Here is a 17,170-nt window from a genome sequence, read left to right as displayed (position 1 = left end):
GCGATGTCGCCCGCGGGAGGAGACTCCGGGAGGGGAGGACCGCACACGCGGCATCCGTCCTCTCCCCGCTGAATCTCCTCCCGCCCCGGGCGCTCCGGGGCCGCACGCACCGCACGGCCGTGACCGCCCGCGCCGCTCTCCCGCGGATCCGCCACGCCGCCTCGCTCCCCGCGCCCGCCGCGCCACCCGCCCGGATCGAGTCGACGGTCGTCCCACCCGACCCGCTAGACTCGACGAAGAACCACAGCAACCTTTAACCCCGTCCCGTGAGGCGGAGAAGGGAGCGGCGGATGAATACGCGCACCGTCATGCACGATGCCGATATCGCCCGCGCTTTGACGCGCATATCGCACGAGATCCTGGAGTCCAACAAAGGACCGGAAGGACTCGTCCTCCTCGGGATCCCGACCCGCGGCGTCACCCTCGCGAATCGCATCGGCCCTCTCGTCAGCGAGTTCGGTGGTACTGCCGTCCCCGTCGGCTCTCTCGACGTGACGATGTACCGCGACGATCTGCACCGCAACCCGACGCGTGCTCCGCGCAAGACCGAGATCCCCGCCGGGGGCATCGACGGCAAGACCGTCGTCTTGATCGACGACGTCCTGTTCTCGGGTCGCAGCATCCGCGCCGCCCTCGACGCCCTGCAGGACATCGGCCGACCGGCCGCCGTGCGCCTGGCGACGCTCATCGACCGCGGTCACCGCGAGCTGCCGATCCGCCCCGACTTCGTCGGGAAGAACCTCCCCAGCGCCCGTGACGAGCGCGTCAACGTGCGTCTCGCCGAGATCGACGGCATCGAGGAGGTGACGATCGAGTCATGAGGCACCTCCTCGACACCCAGCACCTCTCGCGAGCGGACGCCCTCGAGATCCTCGACGTCGCCGAAGACATGGCCGACACGCAGCGCCGCGAGGTCAAGAAGCTCCCGACTCTGCGCGGCAAGACCGTGGTCAACCTCTTCTTCGAAGACTCCACGCGCACACGCATCTCGTTCGAGGCCGCCGCCAAGCGGCTCTCCGCCGACGTGATCAACTTCTCGGCGAAGGGTTCGAGCGTCAGCAAGGGCGAATCGCTCCAGGACACCGCGCAGACCCTCCAGGCGATGGGGGCGGATGCCGTGGTCATCCGGCACGGGGCGTCCGGTGCCCCGCGGACCCTCGCGACCTCCGGCTGGATCAGCGCGGGCGTCGTCAACGCGGGCGACGGAACGCACGAGCACCCGACCCAGGCCCTGCTCGACGCCTTCACAATCCGCAAACGCCTGTTCGGCGACGACAGCCGCGGCCGTGACCTCAGCGGCATCCGGGTGACGGTCGTCGGCGACGTGCTGCACTCGCGCGTCGCTCGCTCGAACGTCTGGCTGCTGCACACCCTGGGCGCCCACATCACGCTGGTCGCGCCGCCGACGCTGGTTCCGCAGGACGTCAGCGGGTGGCCCGTCGAGATCGACTACGACCTCGATCACGCGATCGCGGCGGGGCCGGACGCGCTCATGATGCTCCGCATCCAGCTCGAGCGCATGTCTGCTGCGTATTTCCCGACTGAACGGGAGTATTCCCGCCGCTACGGTCTCGACGCCCGGCGCTTGGCGGCTCTGCCGGACGGTAGCATTGTGCTGCATCCCGGTCCCATGAACCGGGGTCTGGAGATCTCCGCCGAAGCCGCCGATTCACCTCGCTCGACGGTGCTCGAGCAGGTCACGAACGGTGTCTCCGTGCGGATGGCCGTTCTGTACCTGCTGCTGGCAGGCGAGCGGCCCCACACCGAGAAAGAGGACCTCCGATGAGCCACGCCACCCCCCAGACGCTTCTGGTGCGCGGCGCGCGCATCGAGGGTCAGGATGCCACCGACCTCCTCGTCCGCGACGGGGTCATCGCCGAGACCGGTTCCGCTCTGTCGCACGCGGGCGCCACGGTCGTCGACGCCGACGGGCTCGTCGCCCTCCCCGGCCTGGTCGACCTGCACGTGCACCTGCGCGAGCCCGGGTACGAGGCATCCGAGACGATCCTCACCGGGTCCCGTGCCGCCGCGGCCGGTGGCTTCACCACCGTCTTCGCCATGCCCAACACGTCGCCCGTCGCCGACACGGCGGGCGTGGTCGAGCAGGAACTCGCCCTCGGCGAGGCCGCCGGCTACGTGCACGTGCAGCCGATCGGCGCCGTGACCGTGGGGCAGAAGGGCGAGCGGCTCGCCGAGCTGGGCGCGATGGCCGACTCGCGCGCCCGCGTCCGCGTCTTCAGCGACGACGGCTTCTGCGTCTTCGACCCGCTGATCATGCGGCGAGCGCTGGAATACGTGAAGGCCTTCGACGGCGTCATCGCGCAGCACGCACAGGATCCGCGTCTGACCGAGGGCGCCCAGATGAACGAGGGTGCCGTCTCGGCCGAGCTCGGTCTCGCCGGCTGGCCCGCCGTCGCCGAGGAATCGATCATCGCTCGCGACGTCCTGCTGGCCGAGCACGTCGGTTCGCGGCTGCACGTCTGCCACCTCAGCACCGCGGGTTCGGTCGACATCATCCGCTGGGCCAAGAAGCGCGGCGTCAACGTGACCGCAGAGGTCACCCCGCACCACCTGCTGCTGACCGACGAGCTCGTGCGCGACTACGACGCCCGTTTCAAGGTCAACCCGCCACTGCGCCGAGAAGAAGACGTCCTCGCCGTGCGCGAGGGCCTGGCCGACGGCACGATCGACATCGTGGCCACCGACCACGCTCCGCACCCCACCGAGGCGAAGGCCTGCGAGTGGGCGGCGGCGGCCAACGGCATGGTCGGCCTCGAGAGCGCTCTGCGGGTCGTCCACCACGCCATGGTCGAGACGGGTCTGATGAGCTGGGACGACGTGGCCCGCGTGATGTCGGCGACCCCCGCGCGCATCGGTCGCCTCGACGGCCACGGCACCCCGGTGGCCGCGGGACAGCCCGCCACTTTCACACTGTACGACCCGCGGCCCTCCCGCCCCTTCGGTGTCGGCGACCTCGCGGGTCGCAGCACCAACTCGCCCTACCTGGGCCGGGATCTGCCCGGAGACGTGCGCTGGACCGTGCGGGGCGGCATCCCGACCGTCGTCGACGGTGCCGTGCTCGACGCCCCCGGAGCGCTCTCGTGAGCCGTGAGGGCGCCCTCCTCGTCATGATCGGCGTGGCCGTCGTGCTGCTGGCCCTGCTCGCGTGGGCCTGGGTGCGACGAACGCGGCGCGATGCGCGCTACTCCGCCCCGGTGGGGGAGCTGCCCGCGAACGCCGTCGAGACGGCGGTGTTCTCGGGGCTCTACGTCGCCACGACCCGACACGACGAGCCGCTCGAGCGCCTCGCGATCAGGGGCCTCGGCTTCCGCTCCCGCGTCGACGTCACCGTCACGACCGCCGGCGTCGCCCTCGACCTGCAGGGCCAGCCCCGCATCGCGCTCACCCGCGACCGCCTCATCGACGCAGCTCAAGCCACGGTCGCCATCGACCGCGTTGTCGAGCGTGACGGCCTGACGCGCGTCAGCTGGCGCATCGACGACGACACGATCGTCGACACCTACCTCCGACCCCAGGATGCCTCGGCGAAAGCCCTCGCCGACGCCATTCGTCCCCTCATCCCCACGACAGGAAGCGACGCATGACCGCCCTGATCCCTTCCTCGCGCCTCACGCGAGACCCCGCCGTCCTCGTGCTCGAAGACGGCACCCGCTACACCGGCCGTGCCTACGGCGCGCGCGGCGAGACCCTCGGCGAGGTCGTCTTCGCCACCGGCATGACCGGCTACCAGGAGACGATCACCGACCCCTCGTACGCGGGCCAGATCGTGCTGCAGACCGCCCCCCACATCGGCAACACCGGGGTGAACGACGAAGACCCCGAGTCGCGGCGCATCTGGGTCGCCGGCTACGTCGTGCGCGATCCCTCGCGCATGGTGTCGAACTGGCGTGCCGACCGCTCGCTCGACGACGCGCTCGTCGAGGACGGGATCGTCGGCATCTCGGGCATCGACACCCGCGCCGTCACCCGCCGCATCCGCTCCTCGGGCAGCATGCGCGGCGGCGTCTTCTCGGGCGAGGCGGCGACCCTGGATGCCGAGGAGCAGCTGCGACGCGTACGCGAGGCCCCGAGCATGGCCGGCCGCAACCTCTCCGCCGAGGTCTCGGTGAGCGAGGTCGAGGTCACCCCGGCCACGGCCGAGCGCCTCGGCAACCTCGCCGTACTCGATCTCGGAGTGAAGCGCTCCACGGTCGTGAACCTGGCCGCCCGCGGGTTCGACGTGCACGTGTTCCCGCAGTCCGCCACGATCGAGCAGATCCGCGCGATCGAGCCGGTCGCGGCGTTCTACTCGAACGGCCCCGGTGACCCCGCGGCATCCGACCGGCACGTCGAGCTGCTGCGCGAGGTGCTGAGCGACGGACTGCCGTTCTTCGGCATCTGCTTCGGCAACCAGCTGCTCGGCCGCGCCCTCGGCTTCGGCACCTACAAGCTGCCGTTCGGACACCGCGGCATCAACCAGCCCGTGCTCGACAAGACCACCGGCCGCGTCGAGATCACCTCGCAGAACCACGGCTTCGCCGTCGAGGCCCCGCTCGACCAGGTCATCGACAGCCCGAACGGCTTCGGCCGCGTCGAGGTGAGCCACATCGGCCTCAACGACAACGTCGTGGAGGGTCTGCGCGCCCTCGACATCCCCGCCTTCAGCGTCCAGTACCACCCCGAGGCCGCCTCCGGCCCGCACGACGCCAACTACCTGTTCGACCGCTTCCGCGACATGGTGATCGCGAACCAGGAGACCAAGACCAATGCCTAAGCGCGACGACATCAACTCCGTCCTCGTCATCGGCTCCGGCCCGATCGTCATCGGTCAGGCCTGCGAGTTCGACTACTCCGGCACCCAGGCGTGCCGAGTGCTCCGCGAGGAGGGGGTGCGCGTCATCCTCGTCAACTCCAACCCGGCGACGATCATGACCGACCCCGACTTCGCCGACGCGACCTACATCGAGCCGATCACCCCCGAGGTCATCGAATCGATCATCGCCAAAGAGAAGCCGGATGCCGTGCTCCCCACGCTCGGCGGTCAGACCGCGTTGAACGCGGCGATCCAGCTGCACAAGCGCGGAATCCTCGAGAAGTACGACGTCGAGCTCATCGGCGCGGACTTCGACGCGATCAACAGAGGCGAGGACCGCCAGATCTTCAAGGAGCTCGTCATCGAGGCGGGCGCTGATGTCGCGGCATCCGTCATCTGCCATTCCATGGACGAGCTGCTCGCGGGTGCCGAGAAGCTCGGCTACCCCCTGGTGGTGCGTCCCTCCTTCACCATGGGCGGTCTCGGCTCGGGCTTCGCGTACGACGAGGCCGACCTCCGCCGCATCGGCGGCGCGGGCCTGCACGACTCGCCCACGAGCGAGGTGCTGCTCGAGGAGTCGATCCTCGGATGGAAGGAATACGAGCTCGAACTCATGCGCGACACCGCCGACAACACGGTGGTCGTCTGCTCGATCGAGAACGTCGACCCGGTCGGCGTGCACACCGGCGACTCGATCACCGTGGCTCCCGCCCTCACGCTGACCGACCGCGAGTACCAGCGACTGCGCGACATCGGCATCGACATCATCCGCGCGGTCGGCGTCGACACCGGTGGCTGCAACATCCAGTTCGCGGTCGACCCGGCGAGCGGTCGCATCATCGTCATCGAGATGAACCCCCGCGTGTCGCGCTCGTCGGCGCTGGCATCGAAGGCCACGGGCTTCCCGATCGCCAAGATCGCCGCGAAGCTCGCGATCGGCTACCGCCTCGACGAGATCCCCAACGACATCACCAAGGTGACCCCGGCCAGCTTCGAGCCCACGCTCGACTACGTCGTGGTGAAGGTGCCGCGCTTCAACTTCGAGAAGTTCCCCGCCGCCGACACCACCCTCACCACCACCATGAAGTCGGTGGGCGAGGCCATGGCGATCGGCCGCAACTACACCACCGCCTTGCAGAAGGCCCTCCGCTCGCTCGAGAAGCGCGGCTCGAGCTTCCACTGGGGCGAGGAGTCGCGCTCGGTGCAGGAGCTGCTCGAGATCGCGAAGACCCCGACCGACGGGCGCATCGTCGTGCTGCAGCAGGCGCTGCGCAAGGGCGCGACGGCCGAGCAGGCCTTCGACGCCACGGCCATCGACCCGTGGTTCATCGACCAGATGGTGCTCATCAACGAGGTCGCCGCCTTCATCGGCGAGGCTTCGGAACTGGATGCCGACACCCTCCGCGTCGCGAAGGAGCACGGTTTCAGCGACGCCCAGATCGCCCAGATCCGCGGCCTCGACGAAGCCGAGGTGCGCGAGATCCGTTACGCACTCGACGTGCGCCCGGTCTACAAGACCGTCGACACGTGCGCGGGGGAGTTCCCGGCTCTCACGCCGTACCACTACTCCTCGTACGACGCCGAGACCGAGGTCACGCCCTCCGAGCGCACCAAGGTCGTCATCATCGGCTCGGGCCCCAACCGCATCGGTCAGGGCGTCGAGTTCGACTACTCGTGCGTTCACGCCTCGTTCGCGCTTTCGGACGCCGGGTACGAGACGGTCATGGTCAACTGCAACCCCGAGACCGTGTCGACCGACTACGACACCTCCGATCGCCTGTACTTCGAGCCGCTGACGCTCGAGGACGTGCTCGAGGTGCTGCACGCCGAGAGCCAGTCGGGCACCATCCTCGGTGTCGTCTGCCAGCTCGGTGGTCAGACGCCGCTGGGCCTGGCGAAGGGCATCGAGGCTGCGGGCTACACCATCCTCGGCACCAGCCCCGAGGCGATCGACCTCGCCGAGGAGCGCGAACTGTTCTCGCGCCTGCTCGACGACGCCGGTCTCGTGGCCCCGCGCAACGGCACCGCGATCGACGTCGAGGGCGCCGTGACCGTGGCCGAGGAGATCGGCTACCCCGTGCTGGTGCGCCCGAGCTTCGTGCTCGGTGGTCGCGGCATGGAGATCGTCTACTCGACGGAGGCCCTGCGCGACTACTTCGTCCGGGTCGCCGATCAGGCGATCATCGGCCCGGGTCTCCCGCTCCTCGTCGACCGCTTCCTCGACGACGCGATCGAGCTCGACGTCGACGCGCTGTTCGACGGCACCGACCTGTACATCGGCGGTGTCATGGAGCACCTCGAGGAAGCCGGCATCCACTCCGGCGACTCCTCGTGCACGCTGCCGCCGGTCTCGCTCGGTCGCACCGAGGTCGACCGCGTCCGCGAAGCGACCCTCGCGATCGCGAAGGGCGTCGGCGTCCGCGGTCTGCTGAACGTGCAGTTCGCGATCTCGGCGGGGGTCCTCTACGTCATCGAGGCGAACCCGCGCGCGAGTCGCACCGTGCCGTTCGTGTCGAAGGCTCTCGGCATCCCGCTCGCGAAGGCCGCCAGCCGCATCATGGCCGGCAACACCGTCGCCGAGCTCATCGCCGAGGGTCTGCTGCCCGAGCAGGACGGCTCGCGCGTGCCGCTCGACGCTCCCGTCGCGGTCAAAGAGGCCGTGCTGCCGTTCAAGCGGTTCCGCACCGCCGACGGCCACACCGTCGACTCGGTGCTCGGGCCCGAGATGCGCTCGACCGGTGAGGTCATGGGCATCGACCGCGACTTCCCGACGGCGTTCGCGAAGTCGCAGGAAGCCGCCTACGGCGGGATGCCGACCTCCGGCACCGTCTTCATCTCGGTCGCCGACGCCGACAAGCGCGCGGTCATCCTGCCCGCCCACCGACTGCAGGAGCTCGGCTTCGAGCTCGTGGCGACCGAGGGAACGGCGGAGATCCTGGCCCGCAACGGCATCCGCGTGAAGGTCGTCGAGAAGTACTCCGAAACGCAGGGCTCCGGTCAGCGCAACGTGGTCGACCTGATCAACGCCGGCGAGATCGACATGATCGTCAATACGCCTTCGGGCGGCACCGCCCGAGCCGACGGTTACGAGATCCGCGCGGCCGCCGTGGCGGCCGACAAGGCCCTGTTCACGACGATGGCCGTGCTCGGCGCCGCCGTGAGCGCCCTCGGCGCGATGAAGGACGGCTTCGGAGTGCGCAGCCTCCAGGAGTACGCCGTGGATCGCGCGGGGCGCCTGTGAGCGACACGTTCGGACAGCGCCTCAGCGCCGCCCTCGATCTGCACGGCGCCCTGTGCGTCGGCATCGACCCCCACGCCGCGCTGCTGTCGGCGTGGGGGCTGGATGCCACCGCCGAGGGCGCGCGCGCCTTCGGGCTGCGGGTGGTCGAGGCCGCCCGCGGCCGGGTCGGCGTGGTCAAGCCCCAGGTGGCGTTCTACGAGCGCTACGGTTCGCGCGGTTTCGCCGCGCTGGAGGACGTGATGGCGGCGGCCCGCGACGCGGGACTTCTCGTGATCGCCGACGCGAAGCGGGGTGACATCGGTACGACCATGGAAGGCTATGCCCACGCGTGGCTCGAGCCCGGCGCTCCCCTCGAAGCGGATGCCGTGACCCTGTCGCCCTACATGGGCGCCGACTCGTTGCGCGACACGCTGTCGCTCGCGGTGCACCACGGCAAGGGCACGTTCGTGCTGACCGCGACGAGCAATCCCGAAGCCCGCGCCCTGCAGAGCGCGATCGTCGACGACGCGCAGGCCGTGGGCGACCACGAGCACGTCGCCGCGCGCGTCGCGCACGATGTCAACCAGGCCAACATCGGCGCGCCCGGGGCCCTCGGCCCCGTGGGCGTCGTCGTCGGAGCCACGGTGGATCGTTCCGCCTTCGGTCTCGGAGACGTGGCCCTGGCGGGGATGCCCATCCTCGCCCCCGGTTTCGGGGCGCAGGGAGCGGCCCCGGCCGATCTGCGCCGCCTCTTCGGCTACGTCGCCAAGGCCGTCGTGGCCAACGAGAGCCGGAGCATCCTCGCGGTCGGACCCGACCGTCTCGCCGCCCGCATCGATGAGCGCGCCGCGCTCTACCGGGAGTCCCTGCATGGCTGAAACCCGTCGTCCACCCGAGGTCGATCGCGCCGCCGCCTCGCGCCGCGCGGTCGAGGCCCGTCGCGAGCGCGCCGCGCTCAAGCGCGACGTGTCGACCCGCGTCATCTCGCCGCAGGAGCTGCTGCGCCGGGGGCTCGCCGACCCGCTCTCCGCGGCCGGCGCGATGCGCGTGACCGAGTTCCTGACGGCGATCCCCGCGATCGGCGAGAGCAAACGCGATCGCATCCTCGCGTCGCTCTCGATCTCGCCGGTCAAGCGCCTCGGCGGGCTCGGCACGCGGCAACGGAATGCCCTGCGGGAGTACCTCGACACGCGTTGGCCCGAGCCCGCCCCGCGCGAGGGCCGCAGTCGCCTCGTCGTGCTCGCCGGCCCGACCGCGGTGGGCAAGGGCACGGTCGCCGCGCATGTCAAGGCGAACTACCCCCAGATCCACCTCTCGGTCTCCGCCACCACTCGCGCGCCCCGCCCGGGCGAGGTCGAGGGGGAGCACTACTACTTCGTCGACGACGCCGAGTTCGACCGTCTGATCGCCGAGGGGGAGCTGTTGGAGTGGGCCGTGGTTCACAACAAGAACCGCTACGGCACTCCGCGCGCGCCCATCGAGCGTGTCCTCGCCGAGGGCGGCACGGCGCTTCTCGAGATCGACCTGCAGGGTGCCCGCCAGGTGCGCGCGGCCGATCCTTCGGCGACCCTCGTCTTCCTGCTCCCGCCGAGTTGGGACGAACTCGTCCAGCGTCTCGTCGGGCGCGGGACAGAGGATGCCGAGGAGCGCGCCCGGCGCCTGCGCACAGCCCGTGTGGAACTGGCGGCGCAGAACGAGTTCGACTACCGCGTCGTGAACGAGGACGTCGCCTCGGCCGCCGCCGAGGTCGTCGCTCTCGCCGCGGCGCAGCAGTGAGCTCCGCGTCTCGTCGTCGGGGGCGGGTTCTGGCGCTCGGGGCGTGACACGTACGCCCCGATGCGCCGAATACGCCTCGAACCGAGACGACGAGACCCACCCGACACCCCTCGGCACAGGCCGGGCCGGCGTCGGCTAGAATGATCAGATGCTTCGGCGCCCCGAGCGCCGCATCCACCCCATCCCGCCGAACCAGGAGGTTCCCCATGGCCGGACGTGACAAGGGCATCATCGACCCGCCCATCGACGCTCTGCTCGACAAGGTCGACTCGAAGTATCAGCTCGTCATCTACGCGTCCAAGCGCGCGCGTCAGATCAACGACTACTACTCCGACCTGCACGAGGGAAACCTCTTCGACAACGTGGGACCGCTGGTCGACTCCACCGTCGAAGACAAGCCCCTCACGATCGCGCTGCACGAGATCCACGAAGACAAGCTGCGTCTGCGCGCAGCGGAGTAATCCACAGCCTGCACACTCTCGTGATCTGTTCACAGATGTGACGATGCCCCGGGCGGCTCTGCGCCACCCGGGGCATACTTGTGCCCATCCCCGCCCCACACTTCTCCGGAGTCGTTTTGACCGACCTGCGCCTGTTCACGTCCGAGTCCGTCACCGAGGGTCACCCCGACAAGATCTGCGACCAGATCTCCGACAGCATCCTCGACGCCATCCTCACCGAGGACCCCACCGGTCGCGTGGCCGTCGAGACCCTCGTCACCACGGGGCTCGTGCACGTCGCGGGAGAGGTGTCGACCAGCGCCTACGTCGAGATCCCCGCGATCGTGCGCGATGTGGTCAACCGCATCGGGTACACCTCGAGCGACACCGGCTTCGACGGTGAATCGTGCGGCGTCTCGGTGTCGATCGGGGCGCAGTCCTCCGATATCGCCGCGGGCGTCAACAAGGCGTTCGAGCAGCGTGAGCGCGGCTCCGTCGATCCGCGCGACCTCCAGGGGGCCGGCGACCAGGGCATCATGTTCGGGTTCGCCACCAACGAGACGCCCCAGCTCATGCCCATGGCCGCCTGGACCGCCCACCGGATCGCGGAGCGTCTGGCATCCGTGCGCAAAGACGGGTCGCTGCCGTTCCTCCGCCCCGACGGCAAGACGCAGGTGACCCTCGGCTACGACGGCCTCGTGCCGCGCACGGTCGACTCCGTCGTGCTGTCGACGCAGCACCACCCCGACATCTCTCAAGAAGATCTGCGCGCCGAGGTGCAGGCCGCCGTCATCGACCCGGTGCTGGCCGAGACGGGCCTCGAGCTGCCCGACGTGAAGTACTACATCAACCCCGCCGGTCCGTTCGTCATCGGCGGGCCGAAGGGAGACGCGGGTCTCACGGGTCGCAAGATCATCATCGACACCTACGGCGGCGCCTCACGTCACGGCGGCGGCGCCTTCAGCGGCAAGGACCCGTCGAAGGTCGACCGTTCGGCCGCGTACGCCATGCGCTGGGTCGCGAAGAACGCGGTCGCCGCGGGCCTCGCCGACCGTCTCGAGGTGCAGATCGCCTACGCGATCGGCAAGGCCAACCCCGTGGGGCTGTACGTGGAGTCGTTCGGCACCGCTCACGTGGCCGACGAGGCCATCGTGCGCGCGATCCGCGAGGTCTTCGATCTGCGTCCCGCCGCGATCGTCGACCAGCTCGACCTGCTGCGCCCGATCTACGCCCAGACCGCGACGTACGGCCACTTCGGCCGTGAGCTGCCCGACTTCACGTGGGAGCGCACCGACCGCGTCGACGAGCTGCGTACCGCCGCCGGACTCTGAGAGTGCGTGGGGGAGTACGCCCCGGCACCGACGACCGCCGCCGCACCCGGGAAGTGAGCTCATGAGCGAGCGTCGCGTGGCGCGCGTGCAACTCGAGTCGCCCGTCCCGCAGCTCGACCGGCTGTTCGACTACGCCGTCCCGCACCCGCTGGTCGCCGATATCGCCCCGGGGGTCCGGGTGAAGGTGCCCCTTCGCTCGGCCGGTCGCATGATGGACGCCTTCGTCATCGAGGTCGTCGCCGACGACGGCTCGGAGCGACCGCTCTCGTCGGTCGAGGCGGTCGTGTCGCCGATGCCCGTCCTGCCCGAGCGCCTGTACACGCTGGCGCGGCGTGTAGCCGATCGCGCAGCAGGATCGATCAGCGACATCCTGCGTCTCGCGGTGCCCAAACGCATGGTCCGCGCCGAGAAGGCCTGGGCCGCAGCCCCCGCGCCCACCGCCCCCGAGGTCGTTCCCGCCGCACACGAACGCGCCGTCGCGCTCCTCGCCCCCTACGCGGGGCTCGCCGCCGCCCTCGACGCCGGCGAGAGGATCGCGATCGACGCCCCTCCGCACCCGCACGCGGAGCTGCCGCGCGGGGCGTGGGCGGATCTCCTCGCCGCCGCCGCCGTGCAGACGCTCGCCCGGGGGCGCAGTGCCGTGCTCGTCGTCCCCGACTATCGTGATCAAGCTCAGCTCCTGGCGGCGCTGGGCGAGATCGTGAGTGCGGATGCCATCGTGCGCGACGACTCCGATCAGTCCGGGCCCGCGCGTTACGCGCAGTACCTCCGTACCCTCGCGCCCGTGCCCTGCATCGTCGTCGGCCGTCGCTCAGCGGTCTACGCCCCCGCTCACGACACCGGTCTCGTCGCGGTCTGGGACGACGGGGACACGCTCCTGTCCGAACCCCTCGCCCCCGGAGTGCACGCGCGCGACGCTGCCCTGGTGCGTCAGGAGATCGAGGGTTCGGCGCTGCTCTTCGCCGGCCACACCCGGACAACCGACGTGCAGCGCCTCGTCGAGGTCGGCTACGTCCGGGAGATCCCCCAGACGCGGCGCCCGAGCCCGCGCGTGGTCCTCAGCGCCACGCGCGAAGGCGAGCAGCGGCAGTCGAGGGTGCCGTCGTCGGCATTCGCCGCCGCACGAGAGGCTCTGCAGCACGGTCCGGTGCTCGTGCAGGTCGCCCGTCCCGGCTATGCCCCCTCCCTCGTCTGCGCTGACTGCCGCCGCCCCGCGCGCTGCCCGCACTGCGCCGGCCCCCTGCGCGCGGCTCGTCCCGGAGCGACGCCGGTTTGCGCCTGGTGCGGCCGCAGCGCCCACGCCTGGGCGTGCGGACACTGCGGCTCGACGAAACTGCGCATGGCGTCGTCGGGCAGCGAGCGCACCGCCGACGAGCTCGGCCGCGCCTTCCCGAACACCCGGGTGATCGTCGCCGACGGCGCCCACCCCGTCACCGAGGTCGACGCCGCCCCCGCCCTCGTCATCGCCACGCGCGGCGCCGAACCCCTCGCCCGGGGCGGCTATCGTGCCGTGATCCTGCTCGACGGCGACCGCATGCTGCAGAACGAGGCCCTGCGCATCGGCGAGCACTGCCTCCGGTGGTGGTCGAACGCCGCCGCTCTGGCCGCTCCGGGAGCCCCCGTGCACCTCGTCGGAGTCGCCGGCCCCGTCGCACGAGCCCTCGCCACCTGGACGCAGTCCGCCTATGCTCGCGCCGAACTCATCGATCGCGCGCCGCTGCGCATGCCCCCGGCGGTGCGGGTCGCGAGCGTCGACGGACACGCCCGGAGCGTCGACGTGCTGCTGGAATCCCTGCGGGAGAGCGTCCCCGACCTCGACGCCCTCGCGGTCCTGGGTCCGGTCGACACGTCCACCGACCCCCATTCCTCCTCGTCGCGCGCCCTGGTGCGCTTCGACTACGCACACGGCCGGGCGGTGGCAGAGGCACTGCGGGCAGGTGTCATCACCGATGCCCTGCGCGCTCGTAAGTCGCGCAAAGATCGCGGCCCCCAACCGCGCAGTACGCTCAGAGTCCGCCTCGACATCCCCGAGCCCGACCTCTGAGCGCCGTGCCACCCCGTCCGTCCGCTCCCGAGAGTCTGAGGAGACCCATGCGCCTCGTCTTCGCCGGCACCCCCGCCGTCGCCGTCCCCTCTCTGCGTGCCCTGGCATCCGGCACACACGAGATCGCGGCCGTCGTCACCCGCAGCGACGCTCCGCTCGGACGCAAGCGCGTTCTCACCCCCTCGCCGGTCGCGCGGGCCGCCGAAGAACTCGACATCCCGCTCATCAAGGCCGATCGGCTCGACGCCGAGGTCACCTCCCGGATCGCGGCCCTCGAGCCGGAGCTCGGTGTGATCGTGGCCTACGGCGGTCTCGTCCGTGAGCCGCTGCTCTCGACGCCCGCGCACGGGTGGATCAACCTGCATTTCTCCCTGCTCCCGCGCTGGCGCGGCGCTGCCCCCGTGCAGCGCGCACTCATGGCCGGCGACGCGGTCACGGGAGCGAGCGTCTTTCAGCTGGTCGCCGCGCTCGACGCCGGAGACGTGTTCGCCGAGGAGCGCTACGACATCCCCGCCGGGGCGACCTCGGCCGATCTGCTCGACGCCCTCGCCGAGATCGGCGCTCCGCTTCTCGCGCGCGTCGTCGACGGCATCGCCGACGGCACCGCAGTCGCCGCTCCGCAGCAGGGCGAACCCACCCTCGCCCCCAAGCTCACGCTCGACGACGGCGCCCTCGATCTGACCCGGGATGCCGAGAGCCTCCTGCACCAGATCGCCGGGGTCACCCCCGAGCCCGGCGCGCACACCACGCTCGACGGCGCCCGGGTGAAGGTGCTGCGCGCCGCCCCCGCGGACGCTCCGCCGCTCCCGCCCGGCCGAGTCACGGCGTCCGCAAAAGACGTGCTCGTGGGCACGGGAACCACGCCCCTGCGGCTCGAGACGGTCCAGCCGGCCGGCAAGGGCGCGATGCCGGCCGGCGACTGGTTCCGCGGCCTGCGGTCGAGCGAGCCGGTGCTGGGCGCATGAACGTGCAGGGAGCACGTGCCGTCGCCTTCGACGTGTTGCGGGCGGTGTCGGAGGACGGGGCCTACGCCAATCTCCTCCTGCCGCACGCCATCGCGCGACAGCGGCTGGATGCCAAGGACGCGGGGCTCGCGACCGAGTTGACGTACGGCACTCTTCGTCGCCGCGGCACATACGACGCGATCATCGCGACCGCGGCCGACCGCTCGATCGACCGGATCGATCCCGCCGTGCTCGACGCCGTGCGCCTCGGCGTGCACCAGTTACTGTCGACCCGCGTGGCGTCCCACGCCGCCGTGAACGAGTCCGTCGAGCTCGCTCGTCGCCACGGCGGTGGGAAGGGCGCTGCGGGCTTCGCGAACGCGGTGCTGCGTCGCGTCTCGCGCGACAACCCCGGCGAGTGGATGCAGCGCATCGCCACCGGTGCCCGCAGCGACGACGAGCGCATCGGGCTGACGACCTCGCACCCCGTGTGGATCGTGCGGGCGCTGCGTCGTGCCCTGACCGCCGAGGGCCGCGCCGACGAACTCGAGGGGCTGCTCGAGGCCGACAACGTCGCCCCGCGCGTCGCCATGATCGCCCTCCCGGGCCTCGCCGAGGTACCCGAAGACGCCACAGCGGCGAGATACGCTCCGACCGCTTTCACCACGCGCGGGGGAGACCCCGAGGGCCTCATCCGTTCGTCGCAGGGTCGTATCCGTGTGCAGGACGAGGGCTCTCAGCTCGCGGCCCTCGCCCTCAGCCGCGCCCTGCCGGTGCGAGAGGACGAGCGCTGGCTCGACCTGTGCGCGGGCCCGGGGGGCAAGACCGCGCTGCTCGCGGCCGAAGCCCTCGCGCACGGCGCGCACCTCGACGCCAACGAGATCTCCCCGGCCCGGGCGGGGTTGGTGCGCCAGGCCGTGGCATCCGTTCCCCTCGACGTCGACGTCAGCGAAGAGGACGGGCGCGAGCGCGCGGCCCGAATGCCGGGGAGGTACGACCGCGTCCTCGTCGACGCCCCGTGCACGGGGATCGGCGCGCTGCGTCGCCGCCCCGAGGCCCGGTGGCGTAAGACCCCGGCCGACGTGCCCGACCTCACCGCCCTGCAGCAGGAACTCGTGCTCGCCGCGTTCGAGGCGCTGAAGCCCGGCGGAGTGGTCGCCTACGTCACCTGCTCCCCGCACCTGGCCGAGACGTCGGGCGTTCTGGCCGAGGTCAAGCGTGCGTTGGGCGACGCCGCCGAAGAGCTCGACGCCCGCGCCGTCGTCCGCGAGATCGCGCGCGACGAGATCGATCTGCCCGATCAGGCCGACGGATCTTTGCGTGCGCAGCTGTGGCCCCACCGGCACGGGACCGACGCGATGTCGATCGCTCTGCTCCGCAAGCGCTGAGGCCGAGTCTCCGCCCGCGCGGTCGCCGCGATTCTTCGCGCCACCGCCGGAACGGGCAGACCTCTCCGACGCGCGACGCGAGGGCGACGACCCGCACGCCCATAATGGTCGGGTGCCTACCGACGCCCCGCGCATCAACCCGAGTATCCTCGCCGCCGACTTCGTGAACATGGAAGCCGAGCTCGCACGCATCGCGGGCGCCGACTTCGTGCACGTCGACGTGATGGACAACCATTTCGTGCCGAATCTGACCTTCGGCCCGCAGATGGTCGGACGCATTCAAGAGACGAGCCCCGTGCCGCTGGATGTGCACCTGATGATCGACGACCCCGACCGCTGGGCCCCGGCGTACGCCGAGCTGGGTGCGGCATCCGTCACCTTCCATCTCGAGGCCGCGGCGTCGCCCGTCGCCCTCGCCCGGCAGCTGCGCTCGATCGGCGCCCGAGCCGGAGTGGCGGTCAAGCCCGGGACGCCCGTCGAGAATCTCTTCGACTCGCTCAACGAGTTCGACCAGATCCTCGTCATGACGGTCGAGCCCGGATTCGGGGGCCAGTCCTTCATGCCCGAGACCATGCCCAAGCTCCGCACGCTCGCCGACGAGGCGAGACGGCGAGGCTCGAGCGTCTGGCTGCAGGTCGACGGCGGTGTCGGCGAGTCGACGATCGCGCAGGCCGCCGAAGCCGGGGCGGACACCTTCGTCGCCGGCTCCGCGGTCTTCGGCGCCGACGACCCCGACCGCGCGATCCAGTCCCTGCGCGCCTCGGCCGCCCGCCACCGCCACTGACGGTCGGGGCCGCTCGGTCGCCCCGCCATCTCCGGCCGCGGCTGCACCCCCCGCATAAACGCGATCCACGCGCATAAACGCGCTCTCCCCGCGTTTACGCGCGCGAATAGCGTTTATGCGTGCCCGGGAACCCGCTCCGGCTACATCCGGCGTCGTGCGCGTCCCTCCGCGCACCAGCCGGCACCCGCACCACCCGCATCCGGCACCCGGCCCCGCGGACCCCGCACCCGCACCACCCGCATCCGGCACCCGGCCCCGCGGACCCCGCGCGCGCACCACCCGCACCGCGCACCAGCACCGCACGCACACGCACCCCGAACAACCCGCACCTCTCATCGCGCTCATAAACGCGATCCACGCGCATAAACGCGCTCTCCCCGCGTTTACGCGCGCGCAGAGCGTTTATGCGTGAGAGCGCCGGATGCCGGGA

14 protein-coding genes are annotated in these 17,170 nt (G+C 71.0%); all 14 read left to right on the top strand.

Features of this window, described 5'->3' with window-relative positions:
- Positions 1-290 precede the first annotated feature (290 nt).
- The 14 genes from pyrR (at position 291) to rpe (ending at position 16,740) form a co-directional block, all read left to right on the top strand.
- Complete coding sequence (gene pyrR / locus DEU35_RS12955; RefSeq protein ID WP_103209551.1) at positions 291-821, top strand: bifunctional pyr operon transcriptional regulator/uracil phosphoribosyltransferase PyrR; 531 nt, start codon at positions 291-293, stop codon at positions 819-821.
- Positions 818-1,786 carry an aspartate carbamoyltransferase catalytic subunit gene (locus tag DEU35_RS12950; RefSeq protein ID WP_116239759.1) on the top strand — a complete coding sequence of 323 codons (969 nt, stop codon included), beginning with the start codon at positions 818-820 and terminating at the stop codon, positions 1,784-1,786. The genes pyrR and DEU35_RS12950 overlap by 4 nt, the downstream gene beginning before the upstream one ends.
- Positions 1,783-3,105 carry a dihydroorotase gene (locus tag DEU35_RS12945; protein ID WP_116239758.1) on the top strand — a complete coding sequence of 441 codons (1,323 nt, stop codon included), beginning with the start codon at positions 1,783-1,785 and terminating at the stop codon, positions 3,103-3,105. Before DEU35_RS12950 ends, DEU35_RS12945 begins: the two co-directional genes overlap by 4 nt.
- Positions 3,102-3,605 (top strand): hypothetical protein, encoded by a 504-nt coding sequence (locus DEU35_RS12940; RefSeq protein ID WP_103209557.1) that lies wholly within the window; start codon positions 3,102-3,104, stop codon positions 3,603-3,605. The genes DEU35_RS12945 and DEU35_RS12940 overlap by 4 nt, the downstream gene beginning before the upstream one ends.
- Positions 3,602-4,774, top strand: coding sequence for a glutamine-hydrolyzing carbamoyl-phosphate synthase small subunit (gene carA, locus DEU35_RS12935; protein ID WP_116239757.1), 1,173 nt, complete (start codon positions 3,602-3,604; stop codon positions 4,772-4,774). Before DEU35_RS12940 ends, carA begins: the two co-directional genes overlap by 4 nt.
- Positions 4,767-8,054, top strand: a complete 3,288-nt coding sequence (gene carB, locus DEU35_RS12930; protein WP_116239756.1) for a carbamoyl-phosphate synthase large subunit — start codon at positions 4,767-4,769, stop codon at positions 8,052-8,054. Before carA ends, carB begins: the two co-directional genes overlap by 8 nt.
- A complete protein-coding gene (gene pyrF, locus DEU35_RS12925) occupies positions 8,051-8,911 on the top strand; it encodes an orotidine-5'-phosphate decarboxylase (protein WP_116239755.1) in 861 nt (286 codons plus the stop codon). Before carB ends, pyrF begins: the two co-directional genes overlap by 4 nt.
- Positions 8,904-9,809, top strand: coding sequence for a guanylate kinase (gene gmk / locus DEU35_RS12920; protein WP_116239754.1), 906 nt, complete (start codon positions 8,904-8,906; stop codon positions 9,807-9,809). The genes pyrF and gmk overlap by 8 nt, the downstream gene beginning before the upstream one ends.
- A 206-nt stretch (positions 9,810-10,015) precedes the next feature.
- Positions 10,016-10,270, top strand: coding sequence for a DNA-directed RNA polymerase subunit omega (gene rpoZ, locus DEU35_RS12915; protein ID WP_055837405.1), 255 nt, complete (start codon positions 10,016-10,018; stop codon positions 10,268-10,270).
- 116 nt (positions 10,271-10,386) lie between these two features.
- Positions 10,387-11,580, top strand: coding sequence for a methionine adenosyltransferase (metK, locus tag DEU35_RS12910; protein ID WP_103209570.1), 1,194 nt, complete (start codon positions 10,387-10,389; stop codon positions 11,578-11,580).
- Positions 11,581-11,641: 61 nt separating this feature from the next.
- The gene (locus DEU35_RS12905) at positions 11,642-13,624 is read left to right on the top strand and encodes a hypothetical protein (RefSeq protein WP_103209573.1); all 1,983 of its coding nucleotides are present in this window, start codon (positions 11,642-11,644) and stop codon (positions 13,622-13,624) included.
- Positions 13,625-13,671: 47 nt separating this feature from the next.
- Positions 13,672-14,589, top strand: a complete 918-nt coding sequence (gene fmt / locus DEU35_RS12900; RefSeq protein WP_103209575.1) for a methionyl-tRNA formyltransferase — start codon at positions 13,672-13,674, stop codon at positions 14,587-14,589.
- Positions 14,586-15,956, top strand: coding sequence for an RsmB/NOP family class I SAM-dependent RNA methyltransferase (locus DEU35_RS12895; protein WP_181904653.1), 1,371 nt, complete (start codon positions 14,586-14,588; stop codon positions 15,954-15,956). Before fmt ends, DEU35_RS12895 begins: the two co-directional genes overlap by 4 nt.
- Positions 15,957-16,068: 112 nt before the next feature.
- A complete protein-coding gene (rpe, locus tag DEU35_RS12890; RefSeq protein ID WP_116239753.1) occupies positions 16,069-16,740 on the top strand; it encodes a ribulose-phosphate 3-epimerase in 672 nt (223 codons plus the stop codon).
- Positions 16,741-17,170: the final 430 nt, after the last annotated feature.

This window comes from Microbacterium sp. AG157 (genome assembly GCF_003385695.1).
Taxonomy (GTDB): Bacteria; Actinomycetota; Actinomycetes; order Actinomycetales; family Microbacteriaceae; genus Microbacterium; species Microbacterium testaceum.
Note: the sequence above shows the minus strand (reverse complement) of the source record. Positions and strands in the feature narration are given on the sequence as shown.